The 18,894-nt window shown below is 68.9% G+C and carries 17 protein-coding genes; 15 read left to right on the top strand and 2 right to left on the bottom strand.

Annotation, left to right across the window (positions count from 1 at the left end; genetic code table 11):
* Positions 1–67: 67 nt before the first annotated feature.
* The 6 genes from E0H45_RS09250 to hutI all read left to right on the top strand — a co-directional run bounded on the left by E0H45_RS09250 (position 68) and on the right by hutI (position 6,047).
* The gene (locus E0H45_RS09250) at positions 68–724 is read left to right on the top strand and encodes an ABC transporter permease (protein ID WP_131336089.1); all 657 of its coding nucleotides are present in this window, start codon (positions 68–70) and stop codon (positions 722–724) included.
* A 1-nt stretch (position 725) separates the two neighbouring features.
* Positions 726–1,376, top strand: coding sequence for an ABC transporter permease (locus E0H45_RS09245; protein ID WP_131336087.1), 651 nt, complete (start codon positions 726–728; stop codon positions 1,374–1,376).
* Between the two features lie 79 nt (positions 1,377–1,455).
* Positions 1,456–2,385 carry an ABC transporter substrate-binding protein gene (locus E0H45_RS09240; RefSeq protein WP_131336085.1) on the top strand — a complete coding sequence of 310 codons (930 nt, stop codon included), beginning with the start codon at positions 1,456–1,458 and terminating at the stop codon, positions 2,383–2,385.
* Between the two features lie 7 nt (positions 2,386–2,392).
* Positions 2,393–3,580, top strand: a complete 1,188-nt coding sequence (locus tag E0H45_RS09235) for an allantoate amidohydrolase (RefSeq protein WP_131336083.1) — start codon at positions 2,393–2,395, stop codon at positions 3,578–3,580.
* Positions 3,577–4,887 (top strand): formimidoylglutamate deiminase, encoded by a 1,311-nt coding sequence (locus E0H45_RS09230; RefSeq protein WP_131336081.1) that lies wholly within the window; start codon positions 3,577–3,579, stop codon positions 4,885–4,887. Before E0H45_RS09235 ends, E0H45_RS09230 begins: the two co-directional genes overlap by 4 nt.
* A complete protein-coding gene (gene hutI, locus E0H45_RS09225) occupies positions 4,884–6,047 on the top strand; it encodes an imidazolonepropionase (protein ID WP_131336079.1) in 1,164 nt (387 codons plus the stop codon). Before E0H45_RS09230 ends, hutI begins: the two co-directional genes overlap by 4 nt.
* A gap of 18 nt (positions 6,048–6,065) precedes the next feature.
* On the opposite strand, the gene E0H45_RS09220 is transcribed toward hutI, so the two are convergent.
* On the bottom strand, positions 6,066–6,980 hold the full coding sequence (locus E0H45_RS09220) for a DUF559 domain-containing protein (protein ID WP_131336077.1): 915 nt from the start codon (positions 6,978–6,980) through the stop codon (positions 6,066–6,068).
* Positions 6,981–7,316: 336 nt separating this feature from the next.
* Here E0H45_RS09220 and E0H45_RS09215 point away from each other — a divergent pair, with 336 nt between their 5' ends.
* Complete coding sequence (locus E0H45_RS09215) at positions 7,317–7,706, top strand: phosphoribosyltransferase family protein (protein WP_272948968.1); 390 nt, start codon at positions 7,317–7,319, stop codon at positions 7,704–7,706.
* Here E0H45_RS09215 and E0H45_RS09210 read toward each other — a convergent pair.
* Entirely contained in the window at positions 7,703–8,164 is a 462-nt protein-coding gene (locus tag E0H45_RS09210) for a GNAT family N-acetyltransferase (protein WP_131336075.1), read from the bottom strand. The genes E0H45_RS09215 and E0H45_RS09210 overlap by 4 nt on opposite strands.
* A 232-nt stretch (positions 8,165–8,396) precedes the next feature.
* Between E0H45_RS09210 and dnaK the strand changes: the two genes are divergently transcribed.
* The 8 genes from dnaK (at position 8,397) to clpB (ending at position 18,775) form a co-directional block, all read left to right on the top strand.
* Entirely contained in the window at positions 8,397–10,262 is a 1,866-nt protein-coding gene (dnaK, locus tag E0H45_RS09205; protein WP_131336073.1) for a molecular chaperone DnaK, read from the top strand.
* Positions 10,259–10,954, top strand: a complete 696-nt coding sequence (gene grpE, locus E0H45_RS09200) for a nucleotide exchange factor GrpE (RefSeq protein WP_131336071.1) — start codon at positions 10,259–10,261, stop codon at positions 10,952–10,954. The genes dnaK and grpE overlap by 4 nt, the downstream gene beginning before the upstream one ends.
* A gap of 27 nt (positions 10,955–10,981) precedes the next feature.
* Complete coding sequence (dnaJ, locus tag E0H45_RS09195) at positions 10,982–12,145, top strand: molecular chaperone DnaJ (RefSeq protein ID WP_131336069.1); 1,164 nt, start codon at positions 10,982–10,984, stop codon at positions 12,143–12,145.
* Positions 12,145–12,600, top strand: coding sequence for a heat shock protein transcriptional repressor HspR (locus tag E0H45_RS09190; protein WP_130388053.1), 456 nt, complete (start codon positions 12,145–12,147; stop codon positions 12,598–12,600). The genes dnaJ and E0H45_RS09190 overlap by 1 nt, the downstream gene beginning before the upstream one ends.
* Positions 12,601–12,818: 218 nt before the next feature.
* Entirely contained in the window at positions 12,819–13,355 is a 537-nt protein-coding gene (locus tag E0H45_RS09185) for a GNAT family N-acetyltransferase (RefSeq protein WP_131336067.1), read from the top strand.
* 97 nt (positions 13,356–13,452) lie between these two features.
* Positions 13,453–15,315, top strand: a complete 1,863-nt coding sequence (locus E0H45_RS09180) for a sensor histidine kinase (protein ID WP_165546392.1) — start codon at positions 13,453–13,455, stop codon at positions 15,313–15,315.
* On the top strand, positions 15,312–15,962 hold the full coding sequence (locus E0H45_RS09175) for a response regulator transcription factor (RefSeq protein ID WP_165546391.1): 651 nt from the start codon (positions 15,312–15,314) through the stop codon (positions 15,960–15,962). Before E0H45_RS09180 ends, E0H45_RS09175 begins: the two co-directional genes overlap by 4 nt.
* A 233-nt stretch (positions 15,963–16,195) precedes the next feature.
* Positions 16,196–18,775 carry an ATP-dependent chaperone ClpB gene (gene clpB, locus E0H45_RS09170; protein ID WP_131336063.1) on the top strand — a complete coding sequence of 860 codons (2,580 nt, stop codon included), beginning with the start codon at positions 16,196–16,198 and terminating at the stop codon, positions 18,773–18,775.
* Positions 18,776–18,894 lie beyond the last annotated feature (119 nt).

Genomic DNA, 18,894 nt, shown 5'->3' with positions numbered 1-18,894 from the left:
CCCGGTCTTCCCTCGTCGCTCCGGTCGCTTCGCTCCCTCCGCTCCTCAGTCCAGACCGGGAGGCCCCATGACCTGGATCGGCGACAACCTCGGGTTGATCTGGGAACAGTTGCGTGAGCACCTCTATCTGGCGATCGTTCCGGTCATCCTCGGGCTGATCATCTCGGTGCCGTTGGGGTACGTCGCGACGCGCTACTCCTGGCTGGCGAACCCGCTGATCGCGTTCGGCGGCATCCTGTACTCGCTGCCGTCGATCGCGTTGTTCATCGTGATCCCGGCGGTGCTCGGCACCAAGGTGCTGTCCACGGTCAACATCATCGTGGCGCTGACCATCTATACGGTGTCGCTGCTGATCCGGAACGTGATCGACGGACTCCGCTCCGTGCCGCCCGACGTCCGGCAGTCGGCGATCGCGGTCGGGTACGGCGCCTTGCACCGGGTGGTCGCGGTGGACCTGCCGATCGCCGTACCGGTCATCTTCACCGGTCTGCGGGTCGTCACGGTCGCGAACATCTCGATGGTGAGCGTCGGCGCGGTGATCGGGATCGGCGGACTGGGGGAGCTGTTCACGCTGGGCTTCCAGAAGGACTTCCTCACCCCGGTCGTGGTCGGCGTGGTGCTGTCGCTGACCCTGGCGCTGATCGCGGACCTCATCCTGGTCAGTTTGCAGCGGATCCTGACTCCCTGGGCGCGGGTCGCGACACCCGTGGGAGAGGTGGCGTGACATGTGGGAATACCTGACCGACTCGTTCAACTGGTCCGGCAACGAGGGGATCTGGGCGCGGATCCTCGAGCACCTCTGGTACACGTTCGCCGCGCTGGGACTGTCCGTCGTGATCGGTTTGCCGATCGGCTTGCGGATCGGGCACACGCGTCGCGGTGCGTTCCTGGCCATCAACCTGGGCAACGCCGCGCGCGCCCTGCCGAGCCTCGGGCTGCTGATGATCGCGGTGCTGCTGACCGATCAGATCGGCTTCCTGCCGGTGCTGGTCGCGCTGGTCGCGCTGGGCATCCCGCCGATCCTGGCCTCGACGTACGCCGGTCTTTCGGGCGTCGACCCGGCCACGATCGACGCCGCGCGAGGGATGGGCATGACCGGCCGCGAGATCCTCACCAAGGTGGAGATCCCGATCGGGATGCCGCTGATCATCTCCGGCATCCGCAGCGCCACCCTGCAGATCGTGTCCACGGCCACGATCGCCGCGCTGGTGTCGCTCGGCGGCCTCGGCCGCTACGTGGTCGACGGGCTGAAGCTCCGTGACTTCCCGCAGATGTTCACCGGCGCACTGCTGGTGGCACTCCTGGCCATCGTCCTCGACGCGCTCTTCGCGCTGATCGGGCGGATCACCGTCTCGCCAGGGCTGAAAATCGGCTGAAGTGTCCGATGAACCTGATGAACTTGAGACACATCCATCGGCACCGGTCGATGGCTGAACGAGAACACTGGAGGCTCTCGTGTTGAGATCCACACTCATCCGTACTGCGATCGCCGGAGTGGCTGTCCTCGGCCTGGCCGGTTGTGGGGGTGGGGGCGACCAGCTCGGCAGCGACAAGGCGGGAGACTCGCCCGCGCCGTCCAAGGTGACCAGCATCACCGTCGGGTCCGCGGACTTCTCCGAGAGCCAGCTGCTGGCGGAGATCTACGGCCAGGCGCTGGCCGCCAAGGGCATCGAGGTGAAGAAGAAGCCGAACATCGGCAACCGCGAGACCTACATGGCCGCCATCAAGGACGGGTCCGTCGACCTGGTGCCGGAGTACACCGGCGCCGCGCTGGCGTACTTCGACAAGAACTCCACCGAGACCGACCCCGACAAGGCGTACGACGCGCTGAGGAAGGCGCTGACACCCGGGCTCGAGGTGCTGGACATGTCGCCGGCCGCCGACGAGGACACGATCGTCGTCACCAAGGCGACCGCGGACAAGTACAGCCTGAAGTCGCTGGCCGACCTGAAGCCGGTCGGCAAGGACCTGGTCGCGGGCGGTAGCTCGGAGTTCAAGGTCCGCTCGGCGGGTCTGAAGGGCCTGAAGGAGAAGTACGGCGTCGAGTTCAAGGAGTACAAGACGCTGGACGCGGGCGGTCCGCTGAGCATCAAGGCGCTGACCGACAACCAGATCCAGGTGACGAACCTGTTCACCACCCAGGCCGTGATCAAGGACCAGGGCCTCGTGCAGCTCGACGACCCGGAGAACATCCTGCCGCCGAACAACATCGTTCCGTTGATCCGGACCGACCACAAGTCCGACGACGTTGTGGCGACGCTGAACGCCGTCGACGCCAAGCTGACCACCGACGCCCTGACCGACCTGGTCAAGCGGATCGACGTCGGCAAGGAGAGCGCGGACGCGGTCGCCAAGGACTGGCTGTCGAAGAACCCCCTGTCGTGAGTCTGTCTTGAGCTTCGAATCCCTCTGGGCCGACGAGTCCGCCATCGGCCGTAGCCCCGACACCGGCGGTTACACCCGTGGCGGCTGGTCTCCCACCGAACGCGAGGCGACGCACTGGTTCCTGGACCAGTGCGCCGCCCGCAACCTGCAGGTCGAGTCCGACGGCATCGGCAACCTCATCGCGTGGTGGGGTGCCTCGGACGGACCTGGTGTGGTCACCGGTAGCCACCTCGACTCCGTGATCGACGGCGGGGCGTTCGACGGGCCGCTCGGTGTTGTGTCGGCTCTGGCGGCTGTGGATCAGCTGCGGGCAGAGGGGTTCGAGCCCGGTGTGCCGATCGGCATCGGGGCGTTCGTGGAGGAAGAAGGGTCGCGGTTCGGGATGCCCTGTCTGGGGTCCCGGGTCGCGGCCGGAGTGTTGTCAGCCGAGAAGGCTCTGCAGTTGAAGGATCGGGCCGGCGTTGGGCTGGAGGAGGCGTTGGACACGGCCGGTCTTGACCCGGCCCGAGTCGGTCCTTCGCCGTTGCTGCGGCGGATGGGGACGTTCGTCGAGCTGCACGTGGAGCAGGGGCGCGGACTGACCGCGCCGGTGGGAGTGGCCAGCTCGATCTGGCCGCACGGGCGCTTCCGGTTCACGTTCGGCGGTGAGGCCAACCATGCCGGGACCACGCTGATGGAGGATCGGCACGACCCGATGCTCACGTACGCGATGACCGCCCTCGCCGCCAACAAGCAGGCCCGGCTCGCCGGTGCCCGCGCAACGTTCGGCCGGCTCTCGGTGGAGCCCAACGGGACGAACGCCGTACCGTCCCAGGTCACCGCCTGGCTCGACGCCCGGGCCGCCGACACCGCCACCCTCGAATCGTTGCTCGCAGCAATCACCAAGCAGGCGACGGAACGCGCTGAGCGGGACGGTACGACGCTCGAGGTGACACCCGAGTCCGTCTCGCCGATCGTCGACTTCCCGGCCGGCCTGCGGGACCGGCTGGTGAACGTGCTCGACGGCGCACCGGTGCTGCCGACCGGCGCGGGGCACGACGCGGGCGTGTTCTCGGACGCCGGGATCCCGACCGCGATGCTGTTCGTCCGCAACCCGACGGGCATCTCGCATTCCCCGGCCGAGTACGCCGAGATGGACGACTGCCTGGCCGGCGTCGACGCGCTGGCCGCCGTACTGAAGGACCTCGCGAAGTGACGTCGTACTGGTGCGAGACCGCTCTCCTCCCTGACGGTCTCGCTGGACGAGTTCTGGTGTCGGTGGTCGACGGTCGCTTCGCTTCGGTGGCGGCTGGTGTCGATCCCGGCGACGCCCAGGTGCTGAACGGCCTCGTCGTTCCCGGGCTCGCGAACTGTCACAGTCACGCGTTCCACAGGGCGCTCCGCGGCCGCACGCAGACCGAGCGCGGCACGTTCTGGACCTGGCGCGAGCAGATGTACGCCGTCGCCGCCGCGCTCACCCCCGAGACGTGCTACGAGCTCGCGAAGGCCGTGTACGCCGAGATGCTGCTCGCCGGGATCACCGCGGTCGGCGAGTTCCACTACCTGCACCACGCACCCGGCGGGCGTCGGTACGACGACGCGAACGCCATGGGTGCGGCGCTGATCGCGGCGGCTCGTGACGCCGGCCTCCGGATCGCGCTGCTCGACACCTGCTACATCGCCGGCGGGATCGACCAGCCGCTCAACGAGGTCCAGCAACGTTTCAGCGACGGCGACGCCACGGCGTGGGCCTCCCGGGTCGCGCAGCTCGCCGGCGCGGACGATGTCGTGATCGGTGCGGCGGCGCATTCGGTGCGCGGCGTTCCGGAGGATCAGCTCGGAGTGGTCGCGTCGGCGTTTCCCGACGTACCGCTCCATATCCACCTGTCCGAGCAGGTCGCGGAGAACGAGGCCTGCCTCGCGGCGTACGGCCGGACCCCGGCGCAGGTGCTCGACGAGGCCGGATTCCTCAGCGGGCGGACGAGTGCGGTGCATGCGACGCATCTGACCTCGGTCGACATCGGGCTGCTCGGGAGCTCCGCGACGTACTCCTGCTTCTGCCCGACCACCGAGCGCGATCTCGCGGACGGGATCGGTCCGTCGGTGCAGCTGCGGGATGCGGGTTCGCCGTTGACGCTCGGCTCGGACAGTCACGCCGTGATCGATCTTTTTGAGGAGATGCGAGCCGTCGAGCTGGACGAACGTCTGGCGTCGCAGGAGCGCGGTCACTGGTCGGCGGCGGAGCTCCTCAAGGCTGCAACGGTCGACGGCCACCGCTCGATCGGCTTCGAGGACGCGGGGGTGATCGCGCCCGGCGCCCGCGCCGACCTCGTCGCGGTCCGCCTCGACAGCGTCCGTTCAGCAGGCACCGGCGGCACCGTGGAGACGGCGGTGTTCGCCGCGACGGCCTCGGACGTCACCGACGTCGTTGTCTCCGGTCGCCGGGTGGTTGCTGCGGGCAAGCACTCGACGATCGACGTACCGTCTGCCCTGTCCACCTCGATCGCGGCGGTGACCTCATGAGCTCGCTCCTGCTGACCGGTATCGGGTCATTGGTGACCAACGATCCTGCGCACGGCGGGCTGCTCGGCGAGCTCCACGACGCGGCGCTCGTGATCGACGGGAGCACCGTCGCGTGGGTCGGGCCGCGGCGCGAGGCACCGGCGGCCGACAGCGCGGTCGACCTCGGCGGGCGGGCGGTGATCCCGGGGTTCGTCGACTCGCACTCGCACCTGGTGTTCGCCGGCGACCGGGCCGAGGAGTTCGCGGCCCGCATGACCGGTACGCCGTACTCCGCCGGCGGCATCCGGACCACGGTGGCGGCGACCCGCGAGGCCACCGACGAACAGCTGACCGCGAACGTGTCCCGGCTGGTCGCGGAGATGCGCCGCCAGGGCACGACCACCGTCGAGATCAAGTCCGGGTACGGGCTGACGGTCGCGGACGAGGCGCGAGCGCTGCAGATCGCGCGGCAGTTCACCGACGAGACGACGTACCTCGGCGCGCACGTCGTACCGGCCGACTACGCCGACGACCCGGCGGGCTACGTGTCACTCGTGACCGGGCCGATGCTCGACGCGGCGGCGAAGCACTCGAAGTGGATCGACGTCTTCGTGGAGCGCGGCGCGTTCGACGCGGACCAAGGCCGGGCGATCCTCCAGGCCGGCATCGCGCGCGGCCTGCAGGCACGCGTACACGCCAACCAGCTCGGCGAAGGCCCCGGCGTCCAACTCGCCGCCGAGGTCGGTGCGGCCTCAGCCGATCACTGCACCTATCTCACCGATGCCGACGTGGACGCCCTCGCCTCCAGTGGAGTCGTCGCCGGGCTGCTTCCCGCGATCGAGTTCTCCACGAGGTCGCCGTACCCGAACGCCCGCCGCCTCCTGGACGCCGGCGTCACCGTAGCCCTCGCCACCGACTGCAACCCCGGCTCCGGCTACTCGTCCTCCATGCCCTTCTGCATCGCGCTCGCAGTCCGCGAAATGCACATGACCCCCGCCGAAGCCCTCTGGTCAGCCACCGCCGGCGGAGCCACCTCCCTCCGCCGCCCCGACCTAGGCCACCTAACCCCCGGCACCCAAGCCAACCTAGCCGTCCTGGACGCCCCCACCTACCTACACCTCGCCTACCGCCCGGCCGTCCCCCTGGTAACGCAAACCTTCATCGGCGGACGACTGGTGTAGGGGCGAACCCCCACGCCATCACAATTGCCCTTGGCCGACCGCTCCCAGCGTGCCCAGGCGCGTCTCCGGAGCATTGTGATGGCCTGCAGATCCGGCCATGGCCGCGCGGATCGCGGCGACCACCCACTCGCGGTCGAACATCACGTCCTCCCAGGAGAACCGCAGAAGCCGCCAGCCGCGAACGGTCAGGCTGACGTGCCGACGGCAGTCGCGGGCGAGCGCCGTCCGAGTCCCGTGGTGAGCGAAGCTGTCGGCCTCGAGCGCGATCATCAGCGCCGGGTTGGCCAGGTCGATCCGAGCCGAGAAGGTGCCGTCGCGCACGACGACCTGCGGCTCGAACCCGATGATGCCCGCCTCGATCAGGATCGCGCGGAGGACCGATTCGAGCGGCGACTCGGCCCGCCCGTCCGCGGCAGCCGCTACCCGCCGCGCCCTTCGACAGCCCGGTCCGCTCAGCTCGGCGGCGGCGACCATCAGCTGGGAGCGGTCCAGGGAACGACCTCGGAGTGCGGAGTCTGCGATCGAGAGGCCGGCGGCGAAGGGCAAGGTCCGCGCGCAGTCCAGAACCGTCTGGAGCCTGCTGGTGCACGGACCGTCGGACTGCACGTTGTCGGCCCAGTGCAGCTCGCACTTCACCGGGCTCAGCCGTCGGTGTTGCCCGCGCGGAACGGTGATCTGGGGTCTGTCCGGCAGCTCCAGTACGTCGAATCCGTGAAGCACCGCGGCGCTGAGATGCGACACCAGCCCGCCCTGGGCACGGGCGGCCGCGATCGGATCGGGCGCAGTCGGCAGCGCATACACGCCCTTCGCGATCCGGCGGATCGATCCGCCGGCCAGGGCGGCGCGAATTGCGTTCCCGGACGCGATCGCCCGCAGCTGCCCGAACGTCGCCACGCCTTCCCGTCGCAGCAGCACGTCGACGACCTCGGGCATGTCCTCATGGTGGCGCACCGAGCGCGGGTCGCGTCGGTCGTTGTCCACAGGCGGATCCCCAGGCCATCACAATTGGCTGCCGCGAGCCCCTGCCCGCGTGACCAGACGGCGGACGTTCAATTGTGATGGCCTGGCGGTCCGCAAAACCATGTGCGCGTAGCGCGGGGCGTGCGGGATCCTGGGGGCATGGACAGCGTGCGGGAGCGGCTTCGGGCTGGGTTTCGGTGGCAGACGGATCGGGGCGTCTGAAGTAGTTACGCGGACGTCACTGGGTGGTGGCGGGACGCGGAGTTGTTGCGGGGGATCGGGCCTGCGCTGGCGGGGCTGTATGACGAGGTGCCGACGGTGGTGCTCGGGCCCGTGTCGCGGGGGTCGTTGGTCGGGGCGTTGACGGCGGCCGCGGTGGGAGTCGGGTTTGTCGAGATGCGGAAGCACGCAGGCTCGTCGGTCGACAGCGATCGGTGGGTACGGCGGACGACCGGGCCCGACTACCAGGACAGGCATGTCGTGTTCGGGTTCCGGCGGCAGTTGATCCGGCCCGCGGACCGGGTGCTGATGGTCGACGACTGGATCGACACCGGTGCGACCGCGCGGACGGCGCGCGCCCTGGTGGAGGACTGTGACGCGCACTGGCTCGGCGCGGCCTGCATTGTCGACGGCCTCACCGATCCGCGCCTGCGGCACGACCTTCCGGTGCGGGCGCTGCTCGACATCCGCCAGCTCTAGTCCGACAGCTCCTTGGACAGGAGTGCGGTCGTGGTTCCGTTGGGGAGGCGTTGCTTGCCGACCTCCACGTAGCCGCGGGCGTTGTGGAAGCTGATCGCCGGCGTGTCGGTGGGGACGGAGGCGACCGCGCGGTCGAACGGCTTGGCGGCCCGTTCGATCGCGCGGTAGACCGCCGACGCGATGCCGGTACGCCGGTGCTCGGCGGCGACCACGATCCGCTCGACGAGCAGGAACCGATCGGCGTATGTCCGGGTGAACGTCTCGAACGCCAGCCCGTCGTACGCCGAACCCGGGGTGAACGTGAGCACGAACCCCGCGGGTACGTCGTCCAGGTCGACGACGACGGCGTGCGAGGCGATCAGCCGGAGCCAATCCAGCCGGTCGGCGCTCAGGGGTTCGACAAGACCTTCCGCGGTGCCATTCAGCGCGAGAACCGCGCCGAGGTCGGCTGCGGTCATCGGGCGGAGTTTCACAGTGATCAGGATCGCACGGTAAACGTTTGCATCGGGAGGGGTCTCCCTGGCCGCACCCTGGCCGGGACCCCGAAATCGGGGGCTGCCCTTGGGAATGACCTGACCGTCGTGCAATGTTGAGCCTAGTGAACTCAAGTTTGTTCAGTCACGGATTTGAACCGAGGCGGACGAACAGGCAACATTGAGTCTGCATCACTCAACTTCGTGGAGGTAAAGCATGGCCCGCGCGGTCGGAATCGATCTCGGTACGACGAACTCCGTCATCGCCGTACTGGAAGGTGGCGAGCCCACCGTCATCCCCAACGCCGAGGGAGCGCGCACGACGCCCTCGGTGGTGGCCTTCGCCAAGAACGGCGAGGTCCTGGTCGGCGAGGTGGCGAAGCGCCAGGCCACCACGAACGTCGACCGCACCATCCGCTCCGTCAAGCGTCACATGGGTGAGGCGTGGAGCGTCGACATCGACGGCAAGAAGTTCACCCCGCAGCAGATCAGCGCGTTCGTGCTGCAGAAGCTGAAGCGGGACGCCGAGGCGTACCTCGGGGAGCAGGTCACCGACGCGGTCATCACCGTGCCGGCGTACTTCTCCGACGCGCAGCGCCAGGCGACCAAGGAGGCCGGCGAGATCGCGGGCCTGAAGGTGCACCGGATCGTCAACGAGCCGACCGCGGCCGCGCTCGCCTACGGCCTGGACAAGGGCACCGAGCAGACCATCCTGGTCTTCGACCTCGGCGGCGGCACGTTCGACGTCTCGCTGCTGGAGATCGGCGACGGTGTCTTCGAGGTGAAGGCGACCAGCGGTGACAACCACCTCGGTGGTGACGACTGGGACGCGCGGATCGTCCAGTGGCTGGTGACCCAGTTCAAGAACAAGAACGGCACCGACCTGTCCGGCGACAAGATGGCCATGCAGCGCCTCACCGAGGCCGCCGAGAAGGCCAAGATCGAGCTGTCCGCCGCGGCCGAGACCACGATCCACCTGCCGTACCTGAGCCTGACCGAGTCCGGTCCGCTGCACCTGGAGGAGAAGCTCTCCCGGGCCGAGTTCCAGAAGATGACCAACGACCTGCTGGAGCGCGCCCGCGCCCCGTTCAAGGCCGTCATCAAGGACGCCGGTATCGACGTGGCCAAGATCGACCACGTGATCCTGGTCGGCGGTTCGACCCGGATGCCCGCGGTCGCCGAGTTGGTCAAGGAGCTCACCGGCGGCAAGGACCCGAACAAGGGTGTGAACCCGGACGAGGTCGTCGCGGTCGGCGCCTCCCTGCAGGCCGGTGTGCTGAAGGGTGAGGTCAAGGACGTCCTGCTGCTCGACGTGACCCCGCTGAGCCTCGGTATCGAGACCAAGGGCGGCGTGTTCACCAAGATCATCGAGCGCAACACCACGATCCCGACCAAGGGCTCGGAGATCTTCACCACGGCCGAGGACAACCAGCCGTCGGTGATGATCCAGGTGTACCAGGGCGAGCGCGAGATGGCCCGCGACAACAAGTCGCTCGGCAACTTCGAGCTGACCGGCCTGCCGCCGGCGCCGCGGAACGTGCCGCAGATCGAGGTCACCTTCGACATCGACGCGAACGGCATCGTGCACGTGAACGCCAAGGACCTTGCCACCGGCAAGGAGCAGCGGATGACGGTCACGGGTGGCTCCGCGCTGCCGAAGACCGACATCGACCAGATGGTCCGCGACGCCGAGCAGTACGCCGAGGAGGACCGGCAGCGCCGTGAGGCGGTGGAGAACCGCAACCAGGCGGAGTCGCTGGTCTACCAGACCGAGAAGTTCCTGCAGGAGAACGAGGACAAGGTTCCCGACGACGTCAAGACCGAGGTCAAGGACGGCGTGGCCGAGCTGAAGAAGGCCCTCGAGGGTGACGACGCCGACGCGGTCAAGGCCGCCTCGGAGAAGCTCGCCCAGTCCAGCCAGAAGATGGGTGCCGCGATGTACGCGAACGCCCAGGCCGCCGGCGGTTCGACCGACGACGGCGCCACCTCCGAGGACGCGACCAGCAGCAACAACGACGACGATGTCGTCGACGCCGAGATCGTGGACGAGGACCGGCCGCAGGACAAGACGGAGGACAAGTGACGGATCGACCGACTGGCAGCGAGTTCGGTGACGGCGAGCCCGTCATCCGCGACAAGCGCCGGATCGACCCGGAAACCGGCAAGCTGCGGGAGCCTGCGGACCAGTCCGCGGCTCCCGCGCCGGGGGCCCCTAGCGGACAGCCGCCGCGGGACCCGTCCGATCTGATCGGTCCGTCGGCCCAGGAGGCTCTGCTGACCGAGGCGCTCGCGGAGCGTACGGCGGACCTGCAGCGACTGCAGGCGGAGTACGTGAACTACAAGCGCCGCGTGGACCGGGAGCGGGAAGCGTCCCGCGAGCTGGTGATCGGCACGGTGCTCTCCGAACTGCTCGGGATCCTGGACGACGTCGGCCGGGCCCGCGAAGCCGGTGAGCTCGACGGCGCGTTCAAGGCTGTCGCCGAGTCGCTGGAGCGGGTCACCGAGAAGCTCGGCCTGGTGAAGTTCGGCGAGAAGGGTGACACCTTCGACCCGCGGATCCACGAGGCCCTGCTGCACAACTACTCCGACGAGGTCGACGGTCCGACCGCGACGATGATCATGCAGCCGGGCTACCGGCACGGTGAGCGGATCCTGCGGGCGGCGCGAGTGGCCGTGTCGGAGCCGACCGAACAACTGCCGGGCGAGCCTGCGAAGGCCGACGCGCCGGTGGAGAGCACTGATGACGACAAGGCCGCGGACGAGTCCGCGGAGTAATCGGTACGACGGGAGGGGAGGCGCCAGATGAGCACGAAGGACTGGATCGAGAAGGACTTCTACAAGGTTCTCGGCGTCTCCAAGACCGCCGAGGCCGACGAGATCAAGAAGGCCTACCGCAAGCTGGCCCGGCAGTACCACCCTGACTCCAACGCCGGGGACACCAAGGCGGAGGCCAAGTTCAAGGAGGTCTCCGAGGCGTACGACGTCGTCGGCGACCCGAAGAAGCGCAAGGAGTACGACGAGGCACGCCGGCTGTTCGGCAGCGGCGGTTTCCGGATGCCGAGCGGCAGCGGTCAGGGCGGTGGCTTCGACTTCAACGTCGGGGACCTGTTCAACCGCGGCGGCCAAGGCGGCGGCAGCGGGCTCGGCGACATCCTGGGCGGCATGTTCGGCGGTGGTGGGCGGCCCACGACCACCACGACGGCGCGTCCGCGGCGCGGCCAGGACATCGAGACCGAGGCGACGATCGAGTTCCCCGAGGCCGTGAACGGTGTCACGGTCGGGCTCCGGATGACCAGCGACGAGCCGTGCGCGACGTGTCGCGGTACCGGTGCGAAGTACGGCACTGTGCCGAAGGTCTGCCTGAAGTGCGAGGGCACGGGGATGCAGACCTCGGTGCAGGGTGGCGTGTTCGCGATGACCGAGCCGTGCACCGAGTGCAAGGGTCGCGGTCTGGTCGTCGACCAGCCGTGCGAGACCTGCCACGGCTCCGGCCGCGGCCAGTCGAGCAAGACCATGCAGGTCCGCATCCCCGCGGGTGTGCAGGACGGTCAGCGGATCCGGCTGAAGGGCAAGGGCGCGGCCGGCGAACGGGGTGGCCCCGCGGGCGACCTCTACGTCACCGTGCACGTCAAGCCGCACCGGATCTTCGGCCGGCAGGGCGAGCACCTGACGCTGAACGTCCCGGTGAGTTTCACCGAGGCGGCGCTGGGTGCCGAGATCAAGGTTCCGACCCTGGACGGCCTGCCCGTCACGGTCCGGATCCCTGCAGGTACGGCGAACGGGAGCAAGCTGCGCGTCCGCGGTAAGGGATCGGTCCGTCGGGACGGGACCAAGGGCGACCTGATGCTCACGCTCGAAGTGCAGGTGCCGCACGAGCTGACCGACGAGCAGAAGGAGAAGCTGCAGGAGTTCAGCTCCGCGTCGGACCAGCCTGATCTGCGGGCCGGGTTGTTCGGGAGCGCGTGATGGGCATCCCGTTCAGCCAGGTGCCGACCTGGGACGACCGCACCCCGATCTACGTGATCTCGGTGGCGGCCCAGCTGGCCGGCATGCATCCGCAGACGTTGCGCCAGTACGACCGGCTCGGCCTCGTGGTGCCGAGCCGGGCGTCCGGCCGCGGCCGGCGGTACTCGGCGTACGACGTGGCGAGGCTGCGCTATGTGCAGCACCTGTCCCAGGAAGAGGGCGTCAACCTCGCGGGAATTCGCCACGTCCTCGCGCTACAGTCGGAAGTGGAGGACCTGCGTCAGCGGGTCAACCAGCTCCTGGCCGAAGTCCAGCGCGGTGTCGGCGCCTCCCGGCGTCCCGCCGCCAGCCGGGTCTTCTCGGCCGGTCCCGCCGGCGACGTGATCGCCATGGGCCGGCAACAGACGACGACGCGATGGATCCGCACCCAGCCTCTGGAACTCGGCCCTCGCTGATCCTCCGCCGTACATCTCCTTGACCACCGGAGTGTTCCGATCCCCCTCGGGGCCTCCGGTCCGGTGGAGGTCGTCGTTCCCCCACGACGCCTCCACAGTCGAAGGTGCGCTAACCCCCCAGCGCTCTTCGACCCCCGCAGGGTGGTCCGTTCCAGGACCGCCCTGCGGCCTCTCGCTGGTCCTGTTGTCTTCCGGCGGGCAGCGCATACCCTGGCGGGGTGACCCTGAAGCTGGAAACGGACCGGCTGCTGATCCGGGACTGGGAGGAAGACGACGCCGACGCCGCGCTGGAGATCTTTGGCTCCGCCGACGTGGCGCCCTGGCTGTCACCGGCCATCGACAAGGTGCCGGACGCCGCGACCATGCGGTTGATCCTGCAGTCCTGGATCGAGGCCCAGCCGAACTTCGTCGTACCCGCGGGTCGCTGGGCGATCGCGCGCCGGGACGACGGTGAGGTCGTCGGCGCACTGCTGATCCGTCTGCTCCCGCCGTACGAGGAGGATCTCGAGATCGGCTGGCAGTTGCGGCCGAGCGCCTGGGGTTTCGGGTACGCGACCGAGGCCAGCCGTGCGTTGATGGGCTGGGCGTTCGACGACGGCGAGGTCGACGAGCTGTTCGCCGTCGCGCGACCGGCCAACAAGCGCGCGATCGCGACCGCGCGACGGATCGGGATGGAGTGGGTCGGCGAGACCGACAAGTACTACGACCTGAACCTGCAGGTGTACCGGATCCGCGCCTCGGAGTTCACCGCCTGATCCCGTTGCCACCGGCAAGCAGTCGCACTTTCGGCTGACCGGGGTGTCACTCCTGAGAGTGACGGCTGCGAGCCGCTCTGCCAGCAGAATGGTGGGCGTGACGGGGACCGACGCACGGATCGGCCGGCTGGACACCGGGCTGGCGCTACTTGCGTGGGCGGCGGTCGAGTACTGGCTGATCCAGCGGGCCGACTACTGGTTCTGGGCCCCGGACTGGCTGGCTGTCTTCGTTGCCTGGACGCCGTTGCTGATCGCGATCCGCCGGATCGACCCGGCTCTGGCGCTGGGTGGGCTGCTGGCCGGCACCTACGTGGTGTCGCTGCTCTCCGGCGGAATCGCCTGGCCTCTCGTTGCCGGTTGCCTGCTCGCGGTGTGGGTCCTACCGACCCGATGGGGCACTGGCACCGGCCTCGTGCTTACCGCCGTACTGGCGGCTGCTCCGGTCCTCGTCGACCTCAAGCGCGGCCTGCTGAACGTGAAGGTCTATCCGTGGTTGTACAGCCGCATCACCCTGCCCGACGGCTCGACCGAGACCAATGGCGGCCTGTCGAAGGCGGCGTACGACCGGCTCGAGGCTGTGCACTGGCCGTGGTGGTTGTCCGTCGGCATCGTGCTGTACGCCGTCGCAGTGATGGTCCTGCGCCGTCGACAGGGCGTCGTCGCGCAGCGCCGTAGCCCCGGGCGATGGGTCGAGGACCTGCTGGCCGCAGCACGACCGCAGTCCGGTGCGGGACCCGTGCTTGTGCTGACGGCAGCGGCCGTTGTGCCGCTGGCGATGGTCGAGCTGGCCGCGGATCGCCAGTCGGGGAACTGGTGGAGCGCCCCCGGCTGGATGCCGTACGTGCTTGCGTTCGCGCCGTTGACCCTTGCCGTACGCCGTCGATGGCCGGCTGTGCCGGTCGCCGTCATCGGGCTCGCCGCGCTGATCTCGTACTGGCAGACCGACATCGTCTGGTCGCTGATGCTCGCCCTGGCGCTCGCCTTGTTCTCCCTCGGTACGGCGCCGCGCTCGCTGGCCTGGTCGGTGCCGCTCGCGCTCGTCGTACTCGCGGCGTTGCCGACGATCGCGGAGTTGATCAGATACCGCCAGATGATCCTGCTGTTCCCCACGGTCGGGCGGCAGCCGTTCGACCTGGACCCCGACGGCCGGCTGCGGAACACGATCTACGACGAGATGGTCGATCGGCAGTGGCCGGTCAGTCTGTCGCTGATCCTGCTCGTCCCGCTGTGCGCGGGGATCGCGGTCCGGTTGTACCGGCGCAACCGGGCGGCGGCGCGCCGCGAGAAGGAGCTCGAACGGGAGGCGGGGGAGCGCGAGGCCGAGCAGGTGGTGCTGACGGAGCGCTCGATCATCGCCCGGGACCTGCACGACATCGTCGCGCACGCGGTCAACCTGATGGTGATCCAGGCCGAGACCGGTCCGGACCTGGTACGCCGGGGCGAGGACGACGTACTGGCGGGGTTCCAGCGCATCGGCGATGCGGGCCGGCGGGCACTCGGCGAGCTGGATCGTCTGTTGTCGGCGTTGCGTGATGCCGATGGGGTGCCGGATCCGCAGCTGACTCCGCAGCCCGGTCTCGCGGAGTTGCGGCAGCTCGTCGCGGACGTCACGTCCGAGCAGTTGCCGATCGAGCTCGAGCTGTCCGGCGACGTGAGCGCGCCGCCGGAGGGTCAGCAACTCACGGCGTACCGTCTGGTCCAGGAAGCGCTGACCAATGCTGTGCGGCACGCGAAGGCGACGGGGGTGCAGGTGACGGTGAACGTCGGCGTGCAGTGGATCGCCGTCGAGATCGTGGACGACGGAGTGGGTTTCGATCCGGACGCCGTCGGCAGCCGCGGCCGGCACGGTCTGGCCGGGATGCGGGAGCGGGTCCGCGTCCACCACGGCTCGCTCGAGATCGACTCCACACCCGGCGCCGGGACGCGGATCACCGCCTGGATCCCGGAGAGCGCCTCGTGATCAAGGTGATGGTCGTCGACGACCAGGACCTGGTGCGGGACGGGATCGCGACGATCCTCGACGGGCAGCCGGACATCGAGGTGGTCGCGCAGGCGGTCGACGGCGCGGACGCGATCCGGCAGTCGACCGCGATCCTCGATCTGGCCGTCGTACTGATGGATGTCCGGATGCCCGTGATGGACGGGATCGAGGCCACGCGGCAGCTGGCCGGCGGGCCGAAGGTGCTGATCCTGACCACGTTCGACCTGGACGAGTACGTGTACGACGCCTTGCGCGCCGGAGCCAGCGGATTCCTGTTGAAGAGGTCGTCGCGGGACGAGCTGATCAACGCGGTCCGGGTGATCGCGGCCGGTGATGCGCTGCTCGCGCCGCCGGTGACGCGCCGGCTGATCGACCGGTTCGCGGAGACTCGCGTGGACCCCGACGTCGCCGGGCAACTCGACGTACTGACCGCGCGGGAGCGGGAGGTGCTGATTCTGGTGGCCAAGGGCAACTCCAACGCGGAGATCGCCGCCGAACTGCACCTCACCGAGCACACCGTGAAGACCCATGTCAGCCGGATGCTCGCCAAGACCGGCCTCCGGGACCGCGTCCAGGCGGTGATCCTCGCGTACGACGCGGGCCTGGTGACCGCGGGTCGCCGTTAGTCATTGACTGCGCCGAGCAGTCCGGCTATGACCGTGACCTCGCCGACAAGGACCTCACAGTCCTGACCAAGTGGGACTCGGGCGCCTACCAGCACTGATCACCGTCTGTGAGAAAAGGGTGGTGCGTCCCCTGATTCATCCCTGGGATTTCCCAGAGTTGAGTGGAATGGACTCAAGTTTCGATAGGTTGTGTCTGGTAAGACCTGTTACTTGAGTTGGAAGGCTGAAACTAGATGGACGTTCAGCGGTTGACGACGCTGGCCCGGGAAACCCTGTCGGTCGCGATCCGTCAGACCTCCGCGGCGGGCAACCCGACCGTGGAACCGATTCACCTGCTGTCCGCGCTGCTCGCGCAGCCCGAGGGTACGACGATCGGCCTGCTCGAAGCGGCCGGCGGCGACCTCGACGCCGTACGCCGGAAGACCGCCGAGCAGATGAGCCGGCTGCCGAAGGCGAGCGGTGGCAGCGTGCAGGCGCCGAGCCTGTCAGGGAAAACCGGTGATGTGCTGAATCAGGCGGAGCAGCGGGCCCTCGGGCTCGGGGACGAGTACGTCTCCACCGAGCACCTGCTGATCGCGCTCGCGACCGTCGAGGGAGCTGCGAAGAGTGCGCTCGGCGTGACGCCGGACGCGTTGCTGCAGGCGTTCGACCAGATGCGCGGCAACCGCCGGATCACCTCGCCGGAGGCGGAGGGCACCACCAAGACGCTGGAGAAGTACGGCGTCGACCTGACCGATCGCGCCAAGGAAGGGCACCTCGACCCGGTGATCGGGCGGGACTCCGAGATCCGGCGCGTCGTCCAGGTGCTGTCCCGCCGTACCAAGAACAACCCGGTCCTGATCGGTGAGCCCGGCGTCGGCAAGACCGCCGTCGTCGAGGGGCTGGCCCAGCGGATCGTGGCCGGCGACGTGCCCGAGTCGCTGCGGGGCCGCCGGCTGATCAGCCTGGACCTCGGCGCGATGGTCGCGGGTGCGAAGTACCGCGGTGAGTTCGAGGAGCGCCTGAAGGCGGTGCTGACCGAGATCAAGGAGTCCGACGGTCAGATCATCACGTTCATCGACGAGTTGCACACCGTCGTCGGCGCCGGTGCGTCCGGCGAGGGCGCGATGGACGCCGGCAACATGCTGAAGCCGATGCTCGCGCGTGGCGAGCTGCGGATGATCGGTGCGACCACCCTGGACGAGTACCGGACGCGGATCGAGAAGGACCCCGCGTTGGAGCGTCGTTTCCAGCAGGTGTTCGTCGGCGAGCCGTCGGTCGAGGACTCGATCGCGATCCTGCGCGGCCTGAAGGAGCGCTACGAGGCGCACCACAAGGTCGCGATCTCCGACTCCGCGCTGGTCGCCGCGGCGACGCTGTCCAACCGCTACATCAGCGGCCGGCAGCTCCCCGACAAGGCGATCGACCTGGTCGACGAGGCCGCGTCCCGGCTGCGGATGGAGATCGACTCGTCCCCGGTCGAGATCGACTCGCTGCGCCGTACCGTCGACCGGCTGAAGATGGAGGAGCTCGCGCTGTCCCGCGAGGACGACGCCTCGTCGCAGGAACGGCTGGAGCGGCTGCGCGCCGACCTCGCCGACCGCGAGGAGGAGCTGCGCGCGCTGGAGGCCCGCTGGGAGCGGGAGAAGTCCGGCCTGAACCGCGTCGGTGAGATCAAGGAGCGCATCGACGAGCTGCGCGGCCAGGCCGAGCGTGCCCAGCGCGACGGCGACCTGGAGACCGCGGCCCGGATCCTGTACGGCGAGATTCCGCAGCTCACCAAGGAGCTCGAGGAGGCCGACGCCGAGCCAGAGGTTGCCGAAGGCCCCGAAGCGATGGTGAACGAGGAGGTCGGGCCGACCGAGATCGCCGAGGTGATCGCGATGTGGACCGGCATCCCGACCGGCCGGCTGCTCGAGGGCGAGACCGGCAAGCTGCTCCGGATGGAGGACGAGCTCGGGCACCGGCTGATCGGTCAGCGCGAGGCGGTCAAGGCCGTGAGCGACGCCGTACGGCGAGCGCGCGCGGGCATCTCCGACCCGGACCGGCCGACCGGTTCGTTCCTGTTCCTCGGCCCGACCGGTGTGGGTAAGACCGAGCTGGCGAAGGCGCTCGCGGACTTCCTGTTCGACGACGAGCGGGCGATGGTCCGGATCGACATGTCGGAGTACGGCGAGAAGCACAGCGTCGCGCGGCTGGTCGGCGCACCGCCCGGGTACGTCGGGTACGAGGAGGGTGGCCAGCTGACCGAGGCTGTCCGCCGCCGTCCGTACTCGGTGATCCTGCTCGACGAGGTGGAGAAGGCGCACCCCGAGGTCTTCGACATCCTGCTGCAGGTGCTGGACGACGGGCGGCTGACCGACGGCCAGGGTCGTACGGTCGACTTCCGCAACGTGATCCTGATCCTCACCAGCAACCTGGGTTCGGCGTACCTGGCCGACATGTCGCTGGACGACAAGGCCAAGCGCGACCAGGTGATGGCCGTGGTGCGGCAGTCGTTCAAGCCGGAGTTCATCAACCGGCTCGACGAGATCGTGCTGTTCGACGCGCTCGGCAGCGAGGAGCTGACGCAGATCGTCGGCCTGCAGATCGCCGCGCTGCAGCGGCGGCTGACCGACCGGCGGATCACGCTGGACGTCGACGAGGGTGCGATGGAGTGGCTGGCGATGACCGGGTACGACCCGGTGTACGGCGCCCGCCCGCTCCGCCGCCTGGTCCAGTCCGCGATCGGCGACGAACTCGCCCGCGGCCTGCTCAACGGCACCATCCGCGACGGCGAAACCGTCAAGGTAACCCTCAACGAGTCGAAGGACGCGCTGGAAGTCGCTGCCTGACGATCACTGCTCGAGCCGGGCCGGTCTCCTTGACCGGCCCGGCTTTTGCATTGGCCGGGAATGCCTTCAAACACTTGAACTTCCGGCAGTTGGCAGTCGGTATCTCTCCGCTCTTGAAA

The organism is Kribbella soli, assembly GCF_004331345.1.
GTDB lineage: Bacteria > Actinomycetota > Actinomycetes > Propionibacteriales > Kribbellaceae > Kribbella > Kribbella soli.
Note: the sequence above shows the minus strand (reverse complement) of the source record. Positions and strands in the feature narration are given on the sequence as shown.

Excerpts from the sequence above, each read along its gene's own strand:
- E0H45_RS09220 (WP_131336077.1), bottom strand. The coding sequence starts at position 6,980 with ATGCCCGAGGTCGTCGACGTGCTGCTGCGACGGGAAGGCGTGGCGACG.
- dnaJ (WP_131336069.1), top strand. The coding sequence starts at position 10,982 with ATGAGCACGAAGGACTGGATCGAGAAGGACTTCTACAAGGTTCTCGGC.
- clpB (WP_131336063.1), top strand. The coding sequence starts at position 16,196 with ATGGACGTTCAGCGGTTGACGACGCTGGCCCGGGAAACCCTGTCGGTC.
- E0H45_RS09210 (WP_131336075.1), bottom strand. The coding sequence starts at position 8,164 with ATGACCGCAGCCGACCTCGGCGCGGTTCTCGCGCTGAATGGCACCGCG.
- E0H45_RS09190 (WP_130388053.1), top strand. The coding sequence starts at position 12,145 with ATGGGCATCCCGTTCAGCCAGGTGCCGACCTGGGACGACCGCACCCCG.
- E0H45_RS09245 (WP_131336087.1), top strand. The coding sequence starts at position 726 with ATGTGGGAATACCTGACCGACTCGTTCAACTGGTCCGGCAACGAGGGG.
- dnaK (WP_131336073.1), top strand. The coding sequence starts at position 8,397 with ATGGCCCGCGCGGTCGGAATCGATCTCGGTACGACGAACTCCGTCATC.
- hutI (WP_131336079.1), top strand. The coding sequence starts at position 4,884 with ATGAGCTCGCTCCTGCTGACCGGTATCGGGTCATTGGTGACCAACGAT.
- E0H45_RS09250 (WP_131336089.1), top strand. The coding sequence starts at position 68 with ATGACCTGGATCGGCGACAACCTCGGGTTGATCTGGGAACAGTTGCGT.